The sequence below is a fragment of the Burkholderia ubonensis subsp. mesacidophila genome, from assembly GCF_002097715.1.
GTDB classification, from domain to species: domain Bacteria; phylum Pseudomonadota; class Gammaproteobacteria; order Burkholderiales; family Burkholderiaceae; genus Burkholderia; species Burkholderia mesacidophila.
This window is the reverse complement of sequence record NZ_CP020737.1, coordinates 1,126,878-1,143,718: the sequence shown is the minus strand read 5'-3', so window position 1 is coordinate 1,143,718 and position 16,841 is coordinate 1,126,878. Positions and strand designations below refer to the sequence as shown.

Below are 16,841 nucleotides of genomic sequence, written 5' to 3'. Positions count from 1 at the left end.
CCCTGCGTCAGGACACCCAGACCGCGATCGTCAGCATCAGCAGCAGGATCATCCACAGAATCACCGCGCGCCACACGAGGCCGACGGCCGACTGAAGCGTGCGCGGCGTGCAATCGTCGCCCACCGTCAACGGGCCGCTGTCGCCGACCGCCAGCGCGTCGAGGCTCGACGGCTCGGCGAGCGGCCCGGCCAGCCGCGCGCCGAGCGCGCCGCTGCCTGCTGCCAGCAGCACGCCGTCGTTCGGGTCGGGCCACTGGCGCGTGTGGTTGCGCCACGCGTAGATCGCATCCTCGAAGTTGCCGACGATCGCGAAGCCCAGCGCGGTCAGCCGCGAGGGCACCCAGTCGATCACGAAGAACGCGCGCTGCGCGAACGTCGAGAAGGCCGCGGTGCGGTCGTCGGCCGGCGTCGACCAGCTGCGCGCCAGGTATTCGGAAATGCGATACAGCACCGCGCCCGCCGGGCCAAGCGGCAGCACGTACCAGAAGAACACGCCGAACACGTGGCGATGCGACGCGACGACCGCATGGATCAGCGTATGGCGGACGATCTCGCCGACCGGCATGTCGACCGTGTCGATGCCCGTCCACTCGTGCAGGATTTCGCGCGCGCGCGGCACGTCGTCGTTGTTGAGCGCGAGGTGGATATCGGTGAAGTAATGGCTGAACTGGCGGAAACCGAGCGTGAAATACACGACTGCGACGTTCCACAGGAAGGCGAGCACGAAGCTCACCTTGTACAGCAGGAAATAGATCAACGCGACGACCAGCACCCACGGCAGCACGACCGCGAGCCACGCAAGGATGCCGTGCTTCTGCTTGCCTGCGTCGAGGCCATGCGCGACGGTTTCCGCATGAAACTGAAACAGGGCGAACACCGGATTGCTCGGCGACAACGCGCGGACCTGTTCGATGATGAGGGCGAGAAGAACCGAAAAGAAAGTCATGCGTGGCGCCGTCTTCGGGTTATGTCATTTTTTGCATAACGATAGCACAGCGTAAGCCGGACATGGCTGCCGACGCCCGCGGCCGGCTGCCGGCCGCGCGCGCGAAACGGCGTGCGCGCTCATTTCGCGGCCAAGAAGCGGTACAGATTGCGCAACATGGCGGCAGTTGCGCCCCAGATGAAGTAATCCCCGCCCTCGTCGCCGCGCGGATAAGGCATCGCAAAAAAACGACGCTCTCCGCCGTCCCAACGGAATAGGCGGATCTGATGGTTCGCCGGATTCATCAGGAACGCGAGCGGCACTTCGAAGATCTCGGCGACTTCGAACGTATCCGCCTGCACGGTGAACGGTGGATGCACGAGACCGACGACCGGCGTCACGCAAAAGCCGGTGCCCGTCAGGTAGTCCGGCAACGCACCAAGGATCTCGACCTGCTCGCCGGCGAGCCCGATCTCCTCCTTCGCCTCGCGCAACGCCGTCGCGGTCGCGTCGCGGTCGAACGGCTCGCGCCGGCCGCCGGGAAAGCTGACCTGTCCGGCATGATCGTTCAGGTGGTCGGCGCGCTGCGTGAGCAGCACGGTCAGGCCGGCTTCACGGACGACGAGCGGCACGAGCACGGCCGCGCTGCGCAGATCGACGCCTTCCGCTACACGGGATTCGTAGGGTTCGACGGTCCATTCGAGCTGACGCGCGAAGCGGTCGCGCATGCCGGATGGCGTCATCCGTTCGTGATCGATGGGCGGCAGGCCGGCGCTGGTGCCTTCGACCGGCTGCACTTCGGGATTGATGATGAGGCGGCGAGTCAACGGGGGCTCTCTTGATTCGAGTCGATATGAGCGTATTGTCGCGCCAGAATGAAAAAAGCACCCGGGTGGGTGCTTTTTCCTTACAGCTCTTACGCCTGGACAGCTGCTGCGCGATCCTTCGACACCAGCTTTTCCTTGATTCGAGCCGACTTGCCCGAACGCTCGCGCAGGTAGTACAGCTTCGCGCGACGCACGTCGCCGCGACGCTTCACGACGATGCTCGCCAGCAGCGGCGAGTAGGTCTGGAACGTACGCTCAACGCCTTCGCCCGACGAGATCTTGCGGACGATGAACGCCGAATTGAGGCCACGGTTGCGCTTCGCGATCACGACGCCTTCGTAAGCCTGAACGCGCTTGCGGGTACCTTCAACCACGTTCACGTTCACGATCACCGTGTCGCCCGGAGCGAATTCGGGGATCGTCTTGCCTGCGAGCGCGCGCTCGATTTCTTCCTGCTCAAGCTTTGCAATCAGATTCATCACTGACTCCTAAAACCATCTTGTCGGCGTTTGCACCCGCCCGTTTCCAGGCCCGGCCCCGATAGAGGATGGATTCACATCAGGCGCCGCGCACGCATGCACGGCACCGCCAATTCCCGCCCGCGAGCACCGCCTCAGGAGGCGTTCTTCGCTTCGCGTGCGAGGTTCGCGAGCCACGCCTCGTCGGCACGGCTCAGCAACTTGTCGCGACGCGCCCGATCGATCAGATCCGGACGCTTCAGCCACGTATTCTTCAAGGCTTCCTGGCGCCGCCAGCGCTCGATTTCGGCATGATGGCCGCCGAGCAGCACGTCCGGCACGCGCACGCCCTCGTATTCCTCGGGCCGCGTGTAATGCGGACAATCGAGCAGACCGCCGACGAAGCTGTCCTGCACGGCCGACTGCGCATCGTTCAGCACGCCGGGCAGCAGGCGCACGACCGCATCCATCATCGCCATCGCCGGCAGTTCGCCGCCTGACAGCACGAAATCGCCGAGGCTGATTTCCTCGTCGACGCAGCGGTCGAGCAGGCGCTGGTCGATCGCTTCGTAGCGGCCGCACAGCACGATGACGCCCGGCTCCTGCGCCATCCGCACGACACGTTCGTGCGTGAGTGGCGCGCCCTGCGGCGACATCATCACCACGCGCGAGCTCGCGACGCCCTGCTCCGCCTGCGCCGCCTTCGCGGCGCCGATCGCAGCCTCGAGCGGCTTCGCCAGCATCACCATGCCCGGACCACCACCGTAGGGCCGATCATCGACCGTGCGGTAGTTGTTCGTCGTGAAGTCACGCGGGTTCCAGGTGCGCAGCCCGAAGCTGCCCTGCTTCACGGCCCGGCTGGTGATACCCCAGTCGGTCAGCGCGCGGAACATTTCGGGAAAGAGCGTGACGACATCGAACTGCACCGCGCTCTCCGTGACCTGGTTCATTTAATAATCGGCTTCCCAGTCGACGACGATGCGACGCGCCGCCTGATCGACCGTTTTGACGTACACGCCGACGAACGGGATCAACCGCTCGGCAGGCGCCGGCTGGCCGTCTTTCCCGGTCGCCGGATATTCGATGCGCATGATCGAATGCGCGCCGTTGTCGATCATCCCGATCACTTTCCCGAGCGCCACCGATTGCTCGTTGACGACGTCGAGACCGATCAGGTCGACCCAGTAGAACTCGTCTGCGTCCAGCGCCGGAAAATCCTCCCGGCGCACGGACACGCGAAAGCCGCGCAAAGCCAGCGCGGCATCGCGATCGCCCAGACCGGCGAGATGCGCGACGACCGTGTCGCCGTGCGTCTTCGCCTGCGTGATGCGGACGGCATGCCGCTCCGCACCTTTTTCCAGCCACCAGCGGCGCGCGTTGAGCAGCGCGTCGCCGCCGCGACCGGCGTCAGCGTGGGTCATCACCTTGACCCAGCCCTTCAGGCCGTAGGCATCGACCACCGCTCCGACCTCGACGGCGTCGTCGGGCCAGGCCTGCACCGCTTCGAGGCTGCCCTGCTCGGCAGCCGCACCGGCGCTCGCGGCAGTACCGCGCTCGACCGGCTTGCGGACGAATGCGCCGAACGACGCTCGCCCGCGCCTTGCGTTACCGGAATCGTGACCCGCCATCAATGCACCTCACAGCCGGCACGACCGGCACACCGTGCCATGTTAGGCAGCCGGCTGCGCCTTTTGCGCTTGCTTCACGAGACGCTCGACGGTCGGCGACAGTTGCGCGCCAACGCCTTGCCAGTACGTCAGGCGATCCTGAGCGATGCGCAGCGATTCGCCCTTCGTAGCGACCGGGTTGTAGAAGCCGACGCGCTCGATGAAGCGGCCGTCACGACGGTTGCGCGAATCGGTAGCAACGATGTTGTAGAACGGGCGCTTCTTCGAGCCGCCGCGAGCCAGACGGATGATAACCATATGAAATCCTTCGGGAAAACCGGGTTCGAAACTACTGAAACGTGCGATTATAGCTGGAAACCAGAGGCACAACAAACACTTACGCGCAAAAAATCTGCGAACGCCCGACCGTCGGGCATACAATCGGCCTGTCCAGGACCGTCCGCCGCCCCGCCATGCCGACGCTTCGCGCCGTGGCGCGCCGCGCGCAGCGCTGCGTTGCGGCGCTTGTTGCCGGCGTCGCCTGTCTCGCCCCCGCAACGACGTTCGCCGCAGACCTGCCGGTAAACGAACTCGTCGTGCCGCCCGGTTTCCATGTGTCGCTGGTCACCGATGCGGTGCCGGCTGCCCGGGAAATGGCGTGGTCGCCGCGCGGCATCCTGTATGTCGGCACCCGCGAGGGCCGCGTGCACGCCCTCGTGATGCGGGAGGGCCAGATCAGCGCGCATTACGTGATCGCGTCCGGGCTCGACATGCCGGTCGGCGTCGCCTACCGGGACGGCGCATTGTACGTGTCGGCCGTATCGCGCATTGTGCGCCTCGACCGCATCGACGACCAGCTTGCCGCGCCGCCGAAGCCCGTGGTCGTCACCGACGCGCTGCCGACCGAGCACCATCACGGCTGGAAATTCATCGCGTTCGGGCCGGACGGCAGGCTGTACGTGCCGACCGGCGCACCATGCAACGTGTGCCTCGCCGACCGCAACCGGTTCGCGATCATCGCGCGGATGAATCCGGACGGCAGTCACCGGGAGGTGGTCGCGCGCGGCGTGCGCAATACGGTCGGATTCGCGTGGCATCCGGACACGGGCGAGCTGTGGTTCACCGACAACGGCCGCGACTGGATGGGCGACGACGTGCCGGACGACAAGCTCAACCGCGCGCCGCACGCGGGCCTCGACTTCGGCTTCCCCTATTGCCACGGCGGCGACACGCCCGACCCCGAGTACGGCAGCCAGGACGCGTGCCGCCACTACACCGGCCCGGTGCTGAAGCTCGGCGCGCATGTTGCCTCGCTCGGCATGCGCTTCTATACCGGTTCGATGTTTCCGGCCGCGTATCGCAACAACATCTTCATCGCCGAACACGGCTCGTGGAACCGCAGCACCAAGGTCGGTTATCGCGTGATGCGCGTCGTGGCATCCGCCGACGGCAGCCACGCGCGGCAAACGCCGTTCGTGACCGGCTGGCTGCGGCCCGACGGCACCGTGTGGGGCCGCCCGGCCGACGTGCTGGCGCTGCCCGATGGCTCGCTGCTCGTCAGCGACGACTACGCGGGCGCGATCTACCGCATCACCTATGCGGCACCTTGACGCAGGGCGGGGATGACCGCCTCCACCACTGCATCGTAGAATGCGTGCCGGGCTGCGCGCCCGCGCCGCGTCTCCAGCGGCCCATTCCAACGACCCATTTCAACTGCATTAAGCCCGCCCATCCATGTCCAGCAGCAGCAGCACCGCCCCGATCCGCCGCTTCCGCTCCAAGACGCTTACTGCCGCCCTCGCATTCCTGTTCGGCTCGATCGGCGCGCATCGCTTTTATCTGTACGGCTTTCGGGACGTCTATGGCTGGGCCCACCTGCTCGCGACGATCGTCGGCATCCCCGGCTTTTTGCTGCTCGCCGCGACCCAGCGCACCGCCGGCCTCGGCTGGGGACTGGCGCTGCCCGGCGCGATTTCGCTGCTGGCGGCCTTCCTTGCGGCCATCGTCTACGGCCTGCGTCCGGATGAAAAATGGGATGCGCAATTCAATGCGGACACCGGCAAGCACAGCCGTTCCGGCTGGACGGTGATCTTCGTCGTGATCTTCTCGCTGCTGATCGGCGCGTTCCTGCTGATGACCGCGCTCGCCCTCTCGTTCCAGACATATTTCGAGTCGCAGGTCGAAGCGGCCAAGCAGATCTCGCAATAAACAAACAGGAGCAACGCGCCGGGCGCCCGCCGCGCTGGCGGCGTCTCGCTCCATCCGACGGCGCACCGGAAACTAGAAAAGACTCAACTGCATGTCGTCGCGCGACATCGAACCGGCTGCCCGCGCGTTTGATCGCGGGGTGGCCGCCTTCCCGATCTCCGGCCTGCTGATGGCCGCCCCCGGATGGCCGGCCCCCGGATGGCCGGCCCCTCTAAACTGCGACAGATCGAGAATGCCGTTCGTGCGCTCGTTCAGCCCAAGCCGCTTGACCGCCTGGCGAAAGCGCTGCTTCAGCAGATCCGCCCAGATCCCTTCGCCCTTCATCCGCTTGCCGAAATCCGAGTCGTAGTCCTTGCCGCCGCGCATGTCGCGCACCCGGTTCATCACGCGCTCCGCACGATCCGGGAAATGCGCGGTCAGCCAGTTCCTGAACAGCGGCGCAACTTCCCACGGCAGCCGCAAGATGATGTAGCTCGCGTGCGTCGCGCCCGCTTCCGCGCACGCTTCGAGCACCCGCTCGAGGTCCGGCTCGGTGACGAACGGAATCACCGGCGCGATGCTCACGCCGACCGGCACGCCCGCGTCGCGCAGCGCGCGGATCGTGCGCAGCCGGCGGGCCGGCGTCGCCGCGCGCGGCTCGAGCGTGCGCGCAAGATCCGCGTCGAGCGTCGTGATCGTGACCGCCGCCATCACCTGCCCGCGCGCCGCCATCGGCGCCAGCAAGTCGAGATCGCGCTCGATCAGCGACGATTTCGTGATCGCGGCAAACGGCAGCCCGTGATCGTGCATGACCTGAATCACGCTGCGCGTGATGCGCAGATCCCGCTCGACCGGCTGGTACGCATCGGTATTGACGCCGAGCGCGATCGGCTCCGGCACATAGCGCTTTCTGGAAATCTCGCGCTCGAGCAGTTCGGCCGCGTTGACCTTCGCATAGATGCGGCTCTCGAAATCGAGCCCCGGCGACAGGCCGAGATAGCTATGAGTCGGCCGCGCGAAGCAATAGATGCAGCCATGCTCGCAGCCGCGATACGGATTGAGCGACACGCTGAACGGAATGTCGGGCGACTGGTTGCGCGTGAGGATGCTGCGCGCCCGCTCCTCGAATACCTGCGTGCGCAGCGGGGCCGGCAAATCGGCATCGTCCGCCTCGTGCGTCCAGCCGTCGTCGACCGCCTCACGAAGCGCCGTCTCGTATCGCCCCTGCAGGTTGTCGACCGCCCCGCGCCCCTTGCGCGGTGTCGGCGGCGCAACCGGAAATTCATTGTCGGATCGATCGTCCATCTCCCCACCCAGTCACCTGCCCTCAATACTGGATATTTATACAGTATTGAGGGCAGCGTGCCAAGGGCGGGATAAGAGCGAGGCAAGGAATCTATTCGTCGACCGAAATCGTCAGCGTCTCCTTGATTTCCTCCATCACGACATAGCTCTTCGACTGCACCGCGCCCGGCAGCTGCAGCAGGATGTCGCCGAGCAGCTTGCGGTAGTCGGCCATCTCGCCGATCCGCGCCTTGATCAGGTAGTCGAAATCGCCCGACACGAGATGGCACTCGAGCACCTCGTCGATCTTCATCACTTCCCGGCGGAACTGCTCGAACATGTTGCCGCCCTTGTGACCGAGCGTGATCTCGACGAATACGAGCAGCGCCGCGCCGAGCTGGGCCGGATCGACCCGCGCGTGATAGCCGGTGATCACGCCGTCGCGCTCCATGCGTCGCACCCGCTCGATGCACGGCGTCACGGTCAGTCCGACCTGCTCGGCGAGATCCTTCATCGCCATCCGGCCGTCGTTCTGGAGCAGTTTGAGGATGCGCCGGTCGAGCTTGTCGAGCGTGCGTACCGGCTGGCGTTGCGTTCTCATTTGTTTATGCTGAAAAGCCAAAAAATACGATAACAAAAACTGCACATTCGACAATACCATAGCGCAAAAAACTAGATCAGCTAGAGGTTACACGGAGCCGCGGGTGCATCCGGCCTCGATCTGGTCCTTCCATCTGGAGCAGCTATGCGAGTCGTCGTTCTGGGCAGCGGTGTAGTGGGCGTGGCAAGCGCGTATTACCTCGCGCGCGCCGGTCATGAAGTCACGGTGATCGACCGGGAGGCCGGCCCGGCGCTCGAGACGAGCTTCGCGAACGCGGGCCAGATCTCGCCCGGCTACGCGGCGCCCTGGGCCGCGCCCGGCGTGCCGCTGAAGGCGGTCAAGTGGATGTTCGAGAAGCACGCGCCGCTTGCGATCCGCCTCGACGGCACCCGCTTCCAGTTGCAATGGATGTGGCAGATGCTGCGCAACTGCACGGCCGAGCGCTATGCAGTGAACAAGGGCCGCATGGTCCGTCTCGCCGAATACAGCCGCGATTGCATCCAGGCGCTGCGCGCCGACACGGGCATCGAGTACGAAGGCCGCACGGGCGGCACGCTGCAACTGTTCCGCACGCAGCAGCAGCTCGACGGCGCGGCGAAGGACATCGCGGTGCTGCAGGACGCGAACGTGCCGTTCGAGCTGCTGTCGCCGGCCGAGCTGAAGAACGCCGAACCGGCGCTTGCTGCGGTGTCGCACAAGCTGACGGGCGGCCTGCGCCTGCCGGGCGACGAAACCGGCGACTGCCAGCTGTTCACGACGCGCCTCGCCGCGCTCGCCGAAGGGCTCGGCGTCAAGTTCCGCTACAACACGCCGATCGACGCGCTCGCGGTTGCCGGCGGCAAGATCGCCGGCGTGCAGTGCGGCGGCGAGATGGTGCGCGCTGACACGTATGTCGTCGCGCTCGGCTCGTACTCGACCCGCTTCATCTCGAACCTGATGAAGATTCCGGTGTATCCGCTCAAGGGCTACTCGATCACCGCGCCGATCGTCGACGAAGCGGCCGCGCCGGTGTCGACCGTGCTCGACGAGACGTACAAGATCGCGATCACGCGTTTCGACCAGCGCATCCGCGTCGGCGGGATGGCGGAAATCGTCGGCTTCGACAAGCGCCTGCGCGACGCGCGCCGCGAAACGCTCGAAATGTGCGTGAACGATCTGTTCCCGGGCGGCGGCGATACGTCGAAGGCGACGTTCTGGACCGGCCTGCGCCCGATGACGCCGGACGGCACGCCGATCGTCGGTCGCACGCCGGTGTCGAACCTGTTCCTGAACACCGGCCACGGCACGCTCGGCTGGACGATGTCGTGCGGCTCCGGCCAGCTGCTCGCCGACCTGATTTCCGGCAAGCAGCCGGCGATCCAGGCGGACGACCTGTCGGTGCACCGTTACCTGAAGGACGTGGCAGGCCAGCCGCGCCCCGCTTACGCGTAAGCCGCACCGCTCTCAATCAAGCAAAAAGGCGCCCTCGGGCGCCTTTTTGCATTGCATCCTGCATCAGCGTCAGAACTGCTCTTCCGTCAACGCGAGCACGCCCTCGCCGCCCTTCGCGCCGACGATCGACGCTTCGAACCCGCCCGCCTGCACCAGGATGTGTTCCGCAAAGAACTGCGCAATCGCGATCTTCGCGTCGTAGAACGCCGGATCGGTCGCGCGGTTCGCCTGCGCCGCCACCAGCGCGCGTGCCATCTGCCACCCGCACAGCACCACGCCCGCCAGCTTCAGGTACGGCACGCTGCCCGCGAACACCGCGTTCGGGTCCTGCTTCGTGTTCGCCACCACATAATCGACCACCGCCGACAGCGACAGCGCGCCCTTCTCCAGCTGCGCCTTCATCGACGCCGCCGCCGCACCGTCGAGCTGGCCCAGCGCGTCGACCGTCCGACCGATCTCGCCGAGCAGCGCCTTCGCCACCGCGCCGCCGTCGCGCACCGTCTTGCGGCCGACCAGGTCGTTCGCCTGGATCGCCGTCGTCCCTTCGTAGATCGCCAGGATCCGCGCGTCGCGGTAGTACTGCGCGGCCCCCGTCTCCTCGATGAAGCCCATCCCGCCGTGCACCTGCACGCCCAGGCTCGCGACGTCGTTCACCATCTCCGTGCTCCAGCCCTTCACGACCGGCACCAGGTATTCGTAGATGGCCTGATGGCGCGCGCGCGTCGCCTCGTCCGCATGGCGGTGCGCGATGTCGCTGTGCGCGGCCGCCACATAGGCCAGCGCCCGCGCGCCTTCGGTCAGCGCGCGCATCGTGCCGAGCATCCGGCGCACGTCCGGGTGCTGGATGATCGCCACCGACTGCTTTGCAGAGCCGTCCACCGGCCGGCTCTGCACGCGCTCCTTCGCGAACGCCGCCGCCTTCTGGTATGCGCGGTCGGCCACGCCGATCCCCTGCATCCCGACGCCGAAGCGCGCCGCGTTCATCATGATGAACATGTATTCGAGGCCGCGGTTCTCCTCGCCGACCAGGTAGCCGACCGCGCCGCCGTGGTCGCCGTACTGCAGCACCGCGGTCGGGCTCGCCTTGATGCCGAGCTTGTGCTCGATCGACACGCAGTGCACGTCGTTGCGCGCGCCGAGGCTGCCGTCGTCGTTGACGAGGAACTTCGGCACGATGAACAGCGAAATCCCCTTCACGCCTTCCGGTGCGTTCGGCGTGCGCGCCAGCACCAGGTGGACGATGTTGTCCGCCATGTCGTGCTCGCCCCACGTGATGAAGATCTTGGTGCCGAACACCTTGTACGACCCGTCGCCCTGCGGCTCGGCGCGCGAGCGCACCAGCGCGAGGTCGGAGCCGGCCTGCGGCTCGGTCAGGTTCATCGTGCCGGTCCATTCGCCCGAGATCAGCTTCGGCACGTAGCGCTGCTTCTGCTCGTCGGTGCCCGCGGTCAGGAGCGCCTCGATCGCGCCGTCGGTCAACAGCGGACACAGCGCGAACGACAGGTTCGCCGCGTTCAGCATCTCGATGCACGGCGTCGCGATCAGCTTCGGCAGCCCCTGGCCGTCATACTCGGCCGGATGCTGCAGCCCCTGCCAGCCGCCTTCGACGAACTGGCGGAACGCTTCCTTGAAGCCCGGCGTCGCGGTCACGACGCCGTCCTTCCAGCTGCTCGGCTCGCGGTCGCCGTCGACGTTCAGCGGCGCCAGCACTTCGCCGCAGAACTTCGCGGATTCGTCGAGCACCGCCTGCGCGGTGTCGAAGCCCGCGTCCTCGAAACCCGGCAGCTGCGCGACGGCGTCGATGCCGGCCAGTTCCTTCAGCACGAACAGCATGTCCTTGACCGGTGCGATGTAGCTCATGTTGCTCCTCCTTATTCTTCTGCTGATGGCGTAAAAAAAGGGGCGCTCGTCGCGCCCCTCGTCTCGTGTGCTTACCGCTGAAGCGTCACACTGCGTCAGCCGAGCTCGTTCACGAGCTCCGGCACGAGCGTGAACAGATCGCCGACGAGCCCATAGTCCGCGACGCTGAAGATCGGCGCTTCCGGATCCTTGTTGATCGCGACGATCACCTTCGAATCCTTCATGCCCGCCAGGTGCTGGATCGCGCCCGAGATGCCGACCGCGATGTACAGCTGCGGCGCGACGATCTTGCCGGTCTGGCCAACTTGATAATCGTTCGGCACGTAGCCCGCATCGACTGCGGCGCGCGATGCGCCCAGCGCCGCCTGCAGCTTGTCGGCCAGCGGCTCCAGCACCTTCGTGTAGTTCTCGCCGCTGCCCAGACCTCGGCCGCCCGACACGATGATGCTTGCCGACGTCAGCTCCGGACGGTCCAGCTTCGTCACTTCACGGCTCACGAACTGCGACTTGCCTGCGTCTGCCGCGGCTTCGATCTTCTCGACCGCTGCGCTGCCGCCTTCGGCCGCAACCGGATCGAAGCCCGTCGCGCGCACCGTGATCACCTTGACCGGATCGCTCGATTGCACGGTCGCGATTGCGTTGCCCGCGTAGATCGGCCGCTCGAACGTGTCGGCCGAATCGACCGCCGTGATGTCCGAGATCTGCGCGACGTCGAGCTTCGCCGCGATGCGCGGCGCGATGTTCTTGCCGTAGGCGGTCGCCGGCGCGAGGATGTGCGAGTAATCCTTCGCGATGTTCAGCGCGGTCGCCTCGACGTTTTCCGCGAGGCCTGCGGCCAGTTGCGGCGCGTCGGCCAGCAGCACCTTGCTGACGCCTGCGATCTTCGCCGCCGCATCCGCAGCGGCTTGTGCGTTGTGGCCCGCGACCAGCACGTGAATGTCGCCGCCGATCTTCTGCGCCGCCGCCACCGTGTTCAGCGTCGCTGCCTTGATCGACGCGTTGTCGTGTTCTGCAATCACCAGAATCGTCATTTCTTTCCGCTCCCTCTTACAGCACCTTGGCTTCGGTCTTCAGCTTCTCGACCAGCGTCTTCACGTCCGGCACCTTCACGCCGGCTGCGCGCTTCGGCGGCTCGACCACCTTCAGCGTCTTCAGGCGCGGCGCGACGTCGACCCCGAGGTCTTCCGGCTTCACCGTGTCCAGCGGCTTCTTCTTCGCCTTCATGATGTTCGGCAGCGTCACGTAGCGCGGCTCGTTCAGGCGCAGGTCGGTCGTGACCACGGCCGGCAGCGTCAGCGACAGCGTTTCCGCGCCGCCGTCGACTTCACGTGCAACGGTCGCACGGCCGTCGGCGATCGTCACCTTCGACGCAAACGTCGCCTGCGGCAGGCCCGCCAGCGCAGCCAGCATCTGGCCGGTCTGGTTCGAATCGTCGTCGATCGCCTGCTTGCCGAGGATCACCAGCTGCGGCTGCTCCTTGTCGACCAGCGCCTTCAGGATCTTCGCGACCGCGAGCGGCTCGACGCTGTCGTTCGATTCGACGAGGATCGCGCGATCCGCGCCGATCGCGAGCGCCGTGCGCAGCGTTTCCTGCGCTTGCGCAACCCCAACCGACACCGCGACGATTTCCGTCGCCACGCCCGCTTCCTTCAGGCGCACCGCTTCTTCAACGGCGATCTCGTCGAACGGGTTCATCGACATCTTCACGTTCGCAATGTCGACACCCGTGTTGTCCGACTTCACGCGGACCTTCACGTTGTAATCGACCACTCTTTTCACTGGCACCAGGATTTTCATGCACACGCTCCAAAGTTACGAATACGACCAGAGGCCATTCTATAGCGAGGCCTCGTGACTGCGCGGCCAAGCGGACCCATCCATTGTGGATGTCGAGGATACCGCTTCTTGGCGACACGCCAATGATAGCGAACGGTCGTTCTATTTTAAAAGAGAAAAAACCCGGACGCAAAGCCCGGGTTTTCGATCACGGCCTCTAATCGCCGCCGGGCGCCCCGTCCGCCACGCGTTACCAGGCGGCGATCACCGCGCCGCCGAATTTGCCTTCGATGAACTGCTTCACCTCGGGCGAATGATAGGCCGCGACGAGCTTCGCGACCCATGGCTTGTTCCGGTCGGCCTCGCGAATCGCGATGATGTTCGCGTACGGGCCGTTCGGACCCTCGATCGCGATCGCATCCTGTTTCGGTTTCAACCCCGCTTCCATCGCGAAGTTCGTGTTGATCGCGGCTGCGTCGACATCACCGAGCGAACGCGGGATCTGCGCGGCATCCAGTTCGACGATCTTCAGCTTCTTCGGATTGTCGACGATGTCGAGCGGCGTCGCCTTCAGCCCCGCATCCGCGCGCAGCTTCAGCAGGCCCTGCTTCTGCAGCAACAGCAGCGCGCGGCCGCCGTTGGTCGGATCGTTCGGGATCGCGATGCGCGCGCCAGGCGTCAGCTCGGCGAGCGTTTTCACGCGCTTCGAGTAGATGCCCATCGGGAACGTCACCGTCTCCGCGACCTTGATCAGCTTGTAGCCGCGATCCTTCACCTGTGCGTCGAGGTACGGCGCATGCTGGTAGCTGTTCGCATCGAGGTCGCCGGCGGCGAGCGCCGCGTTCGGCTGCACGTAGTCGGAGAATTCGACGATCCGGATGTCGAGGCCGCTCTTCGCCGCGACCTTCTTCACCGCTTCCATCACCTGCGCGTGCGGGCCGCCCGTCACGCCGACCTTGATGGTCTCGGCGCGAGCCTGCGCGCCCGCGAACAGCCCGGCCGCGCCGAGCGCCGCCGCGAACTTCAGCATGAACCGTCGTTGCATCGTCATTCCCCCAACACGTCGGATGTCGTCTTACTTGTGGCTGAGCCGTCGCACGAGCCAGTCGCCGAACGACTGCACGATCTGCACGAACACGATCAGGATCGCAACCACCGTCCACATCACTTCCGGCAGGTAGCGCTGGTAGCCGTAGCGGATCCCGAGATCGCCGAGCCCGCCGCCGCCGATCGCGCCCGCCATCGCCGAATAGCCGACAAGCGACACGAACGTGATCGTCAGCCCCGCGACGATGCCCGGCAGCGATTCCGGCAGCAGTACCTTGAACACGATCTGCGACGTCGTCGCGCCCATCGACTGCGCGGCTTCGATCAGCCCGCGGTCCACTTCGCGCAGCGCGGTCTCGACGAGGCGCGCGATGAACGGCGCGGCCGCGAGCGTCAGCGGCACGACCGCCGCCGCGGTGCCGATCGACGAGCCCGTGACGAGCCGCGTGAACGGGATCACCGCGACCAGCAGGATGATGAACGGCGTCGAGCGCACCGCGTTCACGAAGCCGCCGAGCACGCGGTTCAACGCGAGGTTCTGCAGCACGCCCTGGCGATCGGTCAGGTACAGCAGCACGCCGAGCGGCAGCCCGACGAGCGCGCCGACCACGCCCGAGATGCCGACCATGATCAGCGTCTCCCAGAACGACTGCACGAACATGTCGAACATTTCACTCAACATACGAAAGCTCCTCCACCACCACGCCTTGCTCGCGCAGGAACGCGAGCGCCTGTCCGACCTTGCCCGGCTCGCCGCCCGCGAGCACCGCGAGCGAACCGAACGCCTGGCCCTGGATCTCGTCGATCTGGCCGTGCAGGATGTTGAAATCGAGCTCGTAGCGGCGGATCGTCTCCGACAGGATCGGCTGGTCGACGCCCGACCCCGTGAACGCAAGGCGCAGCAGATGGCCGCTGCCCGTCTTGAGCCGCTCGGCGACGCGCGCCTTCAGCGCGGGCGGCAGCTCCTGCGCGATCACGTCGCCGATCAGCGCGCGCGTCACTTCGTGGCGCGGCTGCAGGAACACGTCGATGACCCGGCCTTGCTCGACCACGCGCCCGGCGTCGAGCACCGCAACGCGATCGCACACCTGCTTGATCACTTCCATCTGGTGCGTGATCAGCACGATCGTCAGACCCAGCTCGCGGTTGATGCGCTTCAGCAGGTCGAGGATCGAACGCGTCGTCTCGGGGTCGAGCGCCGACGTCGCCTCGTCGGACAGCAGCACTTTCGGCTGGCTCGCAAGCGCGCGCGCGATGCCGACGCGCTGCTTCTGGCCGCCGCTGATTTGCGCCGGATAGCGATCCTTCTGCGCCGACAGCCCGACGAGGTCGAGCAGCGGCAACACCGCCGCCTCGATCTCGGCGCGGCTCGCGCCGGCCAGCTCGAGCGGCAGCGCGACGTTGTCGAACACCGTGCGCGACGACAGCAGGTTGAAGTGCTGGAAGATCATGCCGATCTCGCGCCGCGCTTCGCGCAGTTCGCGCGTGGGCAGCAGCGTGAGGTCGCGCCCGCCGACGACGACGTTGCCTTCGGTCGGCCGGGTCAACAGGTTGATGGTGCGCACGAGCGTGCTCTTGCCTGCGCCGCTGCGGCCGATGATGCCGAACACCTCGCCCTTGGGAATCGTCAGGTTGACGTTGTGCAACGCCTCGACCCAGCCGTTCGGGCCGGGGAAGCGCTGCGACAGATTGCGTAGTTCGATCATGTAAACAAAACGGCGGACGGCTGGGGAGCAGGCCCGCCCAGTCGGCCGCCGATGGATCCGGAATAGCCGGCGATTTTACCGCAAACCCCTCATTCCCCTTAATAATCGATTCCGATCTTTTCATAACCAGGCGAAATTAGAGGAAAGCGCTGGCGCGCGGCGGCGGCGCGCCGTCTATGATCGGGAGCGCGACTACAACGATCGAAGGGGACACGCCTGATGACTGCCACCACCACCCCGGCCTCCGCGCCGGCCTCTGCGTCATCCGGCTCACCCGCCCCGCGGATGGGGCGGCTGCGCACCGCGGACGGGCTGGAACTGGCGTCGTACCGCTGGCCGGCCGGCGATGGTGCCGCCGCGCCGCGTGCGACGGTCGCGCTCGTGCATGGCCTCGCCGAGCATGCGGGGCGCTACGACGCGCTGGCGGCGCGCCTGAACGCGGCCGGCATCGACGTGCTGGCGGTCGACCTGCGCGGGCATGGCCAGTCGCCCGGCAAGCGCGCATGGGTCGAACGGTTCGACGGCTACCTGAACGATGCAGAAGCGCTCGTCGCCGAAGCTGCGCGAAGCGGCGCGCCGCTGTTCCTGATGGGGCACAGCATGGGCGGCGCCGTTGCGGCGCTGTATGCGATCGAGCGCGCGGCGGCGCGCGGCCGCGCATTCGCGGGCCTCGTGCTGTCGAGCCCGGCGCTCGCGCCGGGCCGCGACGTGCCGCGCTGGATGCTTGCGGTGAGCCGCTTCATCAGCCGCGTGTGGCCGACCTTCCCCGCGATCCGGATCGATGCGGCGCTGCTGTCGCGCGATCCGGCCGTCGTCGCGGCCAATCGCGCCGATCCGCTCGTGCATCACGGCGCGGTGCCCGCGCGCACCGGCGCGGAAATCCTCGACGCCATGGCGCGCATCGAACGGGGCCGCGGCGCGCTGCGCGTGCCGGTACTCGTCTATCACGGCACCGAGGACAAGCTGACCGAGCCGGACGGCAGCCGCGCGTTCGGCGCGCGCGTCGGCTCGCCCGACCGCACGCTCACGCTCTACGAAGGCGGCTTTCACGAAACGATGAACGACCTCGAGCGCGACCGGGTGATCGACGCGCTGATCGCGTGGCTTCACGCGCGCGCGCCGCTGCGCTGAC

Annotated in this window: 18 protein-coding genes; 4 read left to right on the top strand and 14 right to left on the bottom strand. The window is 66.5% G+C overall.

Annotated elements, in window-relative coordinates; genetic code table 11:
- Nucleotides 1–7: 7 nt before the first annotated feature.
- The 6 genes from B7P44_RS05525 to rpsP all read right to left on the bottom strand — a co-directional run bounded on the left by B7P44_RS05525 (nt 8) and on the right by rpsP (nt 4,135).
- On the bottom strand, nt 8–946 hold the full coding sequence (locus B7P44_RS05525) for a CobD/CbiB family protein (RefSeq protein WP_084901570.1): 939 nt from the start codon (nt 944–946) through the stop codon (nt 8–10).
- 119 nt (nt 947–1,065) lie between these two features.
- Nucleotides 1,066–1,752 (bottom strand): CoA pyrophosphatase, encoded by a 687-nt coding sequence (locus B7P44_RS05520; protein ID WP_084901567.1) that lies wholly within the window; start codon nt 1,750–1,752, stop codon nt 1,066–1,068.
- A gap of 89 nt (nt 1,753–1,841) precedes the next feature.
- Entirely contained in the window at nt 1,842–2,231 is a 390-nt protein-coding gene (gene rplS / locus B7P44_RS05515) for a 50S ribosomal protein L19 (protein ID WP_084901565.1), read from the bottom strand.
- A gap of 134 nt (nt 2,232–2,365) precedes the next feature.
- Nucleotides 2,366–3,160: a tRNA (guanosine(37)-N1)-methyltransferase TrmD gene (trmD, locus tag B7P44_RS05510; protein WP_084901562.1), complete on the bottom strand. Its 795-nt coding sequence runs from the start codon at nt 3,158–3,160 to the stop codon at nt 2,366–2,368.
- The gene (gene rimM, locus B7P44_RS05505) at nt 3,161–3,838 is read right to left on the bottom strand and encodes a ribosome maturation factor RimM (protein ID WP_084901560.1); all 678 of its coding nucleotides are present in this window, start codon (nt 3,836–3,838) and stop codon (nt 3,161–3,163) included.
- Between the two features lie 42 nt (nt 3,839–3,880).
- The gene (gene rpsP, locus B7P44_RS05500) at nt 3,881–4,135 is read right to left on the bottom strand and encodes a 30S ribosomal protein S16 (RefSeq protein WP_010091769.1); all 255 of its coding nucleotides are present in this window, start codon (nt 4,133–4,135) and stop codon (nt 3,881–3,883) included.
- A 155-nt stretch (nt 4,136–4,290) separates the two neighbouring features.
- Between rpsP and B7P44_RS05495 the strand changes: the two genes are divergently transcribed.
- Together B7P44_RS05495 and B7P44_RS05490 are read left to right on the top strand one after the other, a co-directional pair.
- Complete coding sequence (locus B7P44_RS05495; RefSeq protein WP_084901558.1) at nt 4,291–5,427, top strand: PQQ-dependent sugar dehydrogenase; 1,137 nt, start codon at nt 4,291–4,293, stop codon at nt 5,425–5,427.
- Between the two features lie 124 nt (nt 5,428–5,551).
- The gene (locus B7P44_RS05490; RefSeq protein ID WP_084901555.1) at nt 5,552–6,025 is read left to right on the top strand and encodes an NINE protein; all 474 of its coding nucleotides are present in this window, start codon (nt 5,552–5,554) and stop codon (nt 6,023–6,025) included.
- Between the two features lie 72 nt (nt 6,026–6,097).
- Here the strand turns inward: B7P44_RS05490 and B7P44_RS05485 are convergent, their stop codons facing one another.
- Together B7P44_RS05485 and B7P44_RS05480 are read right to left on the bottom strand one after the other, a co-directional pair.
- On the bottom strand, nt 6,098–7,309 hold the full coding sequence (locus B7P44_RS05485) for a PA0069 family radical SAM protein (protein WP_193834353.1): 1,212 nt from the start codon (nt 7,307–7,309) through the stop codon (nt 6,098–6,100).
- 91 nt (nt 7,310–7,400) lie between these two features.
- On the bottom strand, nt 7,401–7,889 hold the full coding sequence (locus B7P44_RS05480) for an Lrp/AsnC ligand binding domain-containing protein (protein WP_017333107.1): 489 nt from the start codon (nt 7,887–7,889) through the stop codon (nt 7,401–7,403).
- 144 nt (nt 7,890–8,033) lie between these two features.
- Here B7P44_RS05480 and B7P44_RS05475 point away from each other — a divergent pair, with 144 nt between their 5' ends.
- Nucleotides 8,034–9,320: a D-amino acid dehydrogenase gene (locus tag B7P44_RS05475; protein WP_084901550.1), complete on the top strand. Its 1,287-nt coding sequence runs from the start codon at nt 8,034–8,036 to the stop codon at nt 9,318–9,320.
- Between the two features lie 69 nt (nt 9,321–9,389).
- Here B7P44_RS05475 and B7P44_RS05470 read toward each other — a convergent pair whose 3' ends face one another.
- The 6 genes from B7P44_RS05470 to B7P44_RS05445 all read right to left on the bottom strand — a co-directional run bounded on the left by B7P44_RS05470 (nt 9,390) and on the right by B7P44_RS05445 (nt 15,709).
- Nucleotides 9,390–11,180: an acyl-CoA dehydrogenase gene (locus B7P44_RS05470; protein WP_084901548.1), complete on the bottom strand. Its 1,791-nt coding sequence runs from the start codon at nt 11,178–11,180 to the stop codon at nt 9,390–9,392.
- A gap of 95 nt (nt 11,181–11,275) precedes the next feature.
- Nucleotides 11,276–12,211: an electron transfer flavoprotein subunit alpha/FixB family protein gene (locus B7P44_RS05465; protein WP_084901545.1), complete on the bottom strand. Its 936-nt coding sequence runs from the start codon at nt 12,209–12,211 to the stop codon at nt 11,276–11,278.
- A 16-nt stretch (nt 12,212–12,227) separates the two neighbouring features.
- Nucleotides 12,228–12,977: an electron transfer flavoprotein subunit beta/FixA family protein gene (locus tag B7P44_RS05460; protein ID WP_084901544.1), complete on the bottom strand. Its 750-nt coding sequence runs from the start codon at nt 12,975–12,977 to the stop codon at nt 12,228–12,230.
- 229 nt (nt 12,978–13,206) lie between these two features.
- Nucleotides 13,207–14,001, bottom strand: coding sequence for a MetQ/NlpA family ABC transporter substrate-binding protein (locus B7P44_RS05455; RefSeq protein WP_084906434.1), 795 nt, complete (start codon nt 13,999–14,001; stop codon nt 13,207–13,209).
- Between the two features lie 30 nt (nt 14,002–14,031).
- On the bottom strand, nt 14,032–14,685 hold the full coding sequence (locus B7P44_RS05450) for a methionine ABC transporter permease (protein ID WP_084906431.1): 654 nt from the start codon (nt 14,683–14,685) through the stop codon (nt 14,032–14,034).
- The gene (locus B7P44_RS05445; RefSeq protein WP_084901541.1) at nt 14,675–15,709 is read right to left on the bottom strand and encodes a methionine ABC transporter ATP-binding protein; all 1,035 of its coding nucleotides are present in this window, start codon (nt 15,707–15,709) and stop codon (nt 14,675–14,677) included. Before B7P44_RS05445 ends, B7P44_RS05450 begins: the two co-directional genes overlap by 11 nt.
- Nucleotides 15,710–15,928: 219 nt before the next feature.
- On the opposite strand from B7P44_RS05445, the gene B7P44_RS05440 reads away from it, so the two are divergent.
- Entirely contained in the window at nt 15,929–16,840 is a 912-nt protein-coding gene (locus B7P44_RS05440) for an alpha/beta hydrolase (RefSeq protein WP_084901540.1), read from the top strand.
- The last annotated feature ends 1 nt before the right edge of the window (nt 16,841 follow it).

What these genes read in the sequence shown, in the direction of transcription:
- B7P44_RS05480 (WP_017333107.1), bottom strand. Translation starts at nt 7,889, where the DNA reads ATGAGAACGCAACGCCAGCCGGTACGCACGCTCGACAAGCTCGACCGG.
- rimM (WP_084901560.1), bottom strand. Translation starts at nt 3,838, where the DNA reads ATGGCGGGTCACGATTCCGGTAACGCAAGGCGCGGGCGAGCGTCGTTC.
- B7P44_RS05525 (WP_084901570.1), bottom strand. Translation starts at nt 946, where the DNA reads ATGACTTTCTTTTCGGTTCTTCTCGCCCTCATCATCGAACAGGTCCGC.
- B7P44_RS05455 (WP_084906434.1), bottom strand. Translation starts at nt 14,001, where the DNA reads ATGCAACGACGGTTCATGCTGAAGTTCGCGGCGGCGCTCGGCGCGGCC.
- B7P44_RS05470 (WP_084901548.1), bottom strand. Translation starts at nt 11,180, where the DNA reads ATGAGCTACATCGCACCGGTCAAGGACATGCTGTTCGTGCTGAAGGAA.
- B7P44_RS05475 (WP_084901550.1), top strand. Translation starts at nt 8,034, where the DNA reads ATGCGAGTCGTCGTTCTGGGCAGCGGTGTAGTGGGCGTGGCAAGCGCG.
- B7P44_RS05495 (WP_084901558.1), top strand. Translation starts at nt 4,291, where the DNA reads ATGCCGACGCTTCGCGCCGTGGCGCGCCGCGCGCAGCGCTGCGTTGCG.
- B7P44_RS05485 (WP_193834353.1), bottom strand. Translation starts at nt 7,309, where the DNA reads ATGGACGATCGATCCGACAATGAATTTCCGGTTGCGCCGCCGACACCG.
- trmD (WP_084901562.1), bottom strand. Translation starts at nt 3,160, where the DNA reads ATGAACCAGGTCACGGAGAGCGCGGTGCAGTTCGATGTCGTCACGCTC.
- B7P44_RS05460 (WP_084901544.1), bottom strand. Translation starts at nt 12,977, where the DNA reads ATGAAAATCCTGGTGCCAGTGAAAAGAGTGGTCGATTACAACGTGAAG.
- B7P44_RS05440 (WP_084901540.1), top strand. Translation starts at nt 15,929, where the DNA reads ATGACTGCCACCACCACCCCGGCCTCCGCGCCGGCCTCTGCGTCATCC.
- B7P44_RS05450 (WP_084906431.1), bottom strand. Translation starts at nt 14,685, where the DNA reads ATGTTGAGTGAAATGTTCGACATGTTCGTGCAGTCGTTCTGGGAGACG.
- B7P44_RS05465 (WP_084901545.1), bottom strand. Translation starts at nt 12,211, where the DNA reads ATGACGATTCTGGTGATTGCAGAACACGACAACGCGTCGATCAAGGCA.
- rplS (WP_084901565.1), bottom strand. Translation starts at nt 2,231, where the DNA reads ATGAATCTGATTGCAAAGCTTGAGCAGGAAGAAATCGAGCGCGCGCTC.
- B7P44_RS05490 (WP_084901555.1), top strand. Translation starts at nt 5,552, where the DNA reads ATGTCCAGCAGCAGCAGCACCGCCCCGATCCGCCGCTTCCGCTCCAAG.
- rpsP (WP_010091769.1), bottom strand. Translation starts at nt 4,135, where the DNA reads ATGGTTATCATCCGTCTGGCTCGCGGCGGCTCGAAGAAGCGCCCGTTC.
- B7P44_RS05445 (WP_084901541.1), bottom strand. Translation starts at nt 15,709, where the DNA reads ATGATCGAACTACGCAATCTGTCGCAGCGCTTCCCCGGCCCGAACGGC.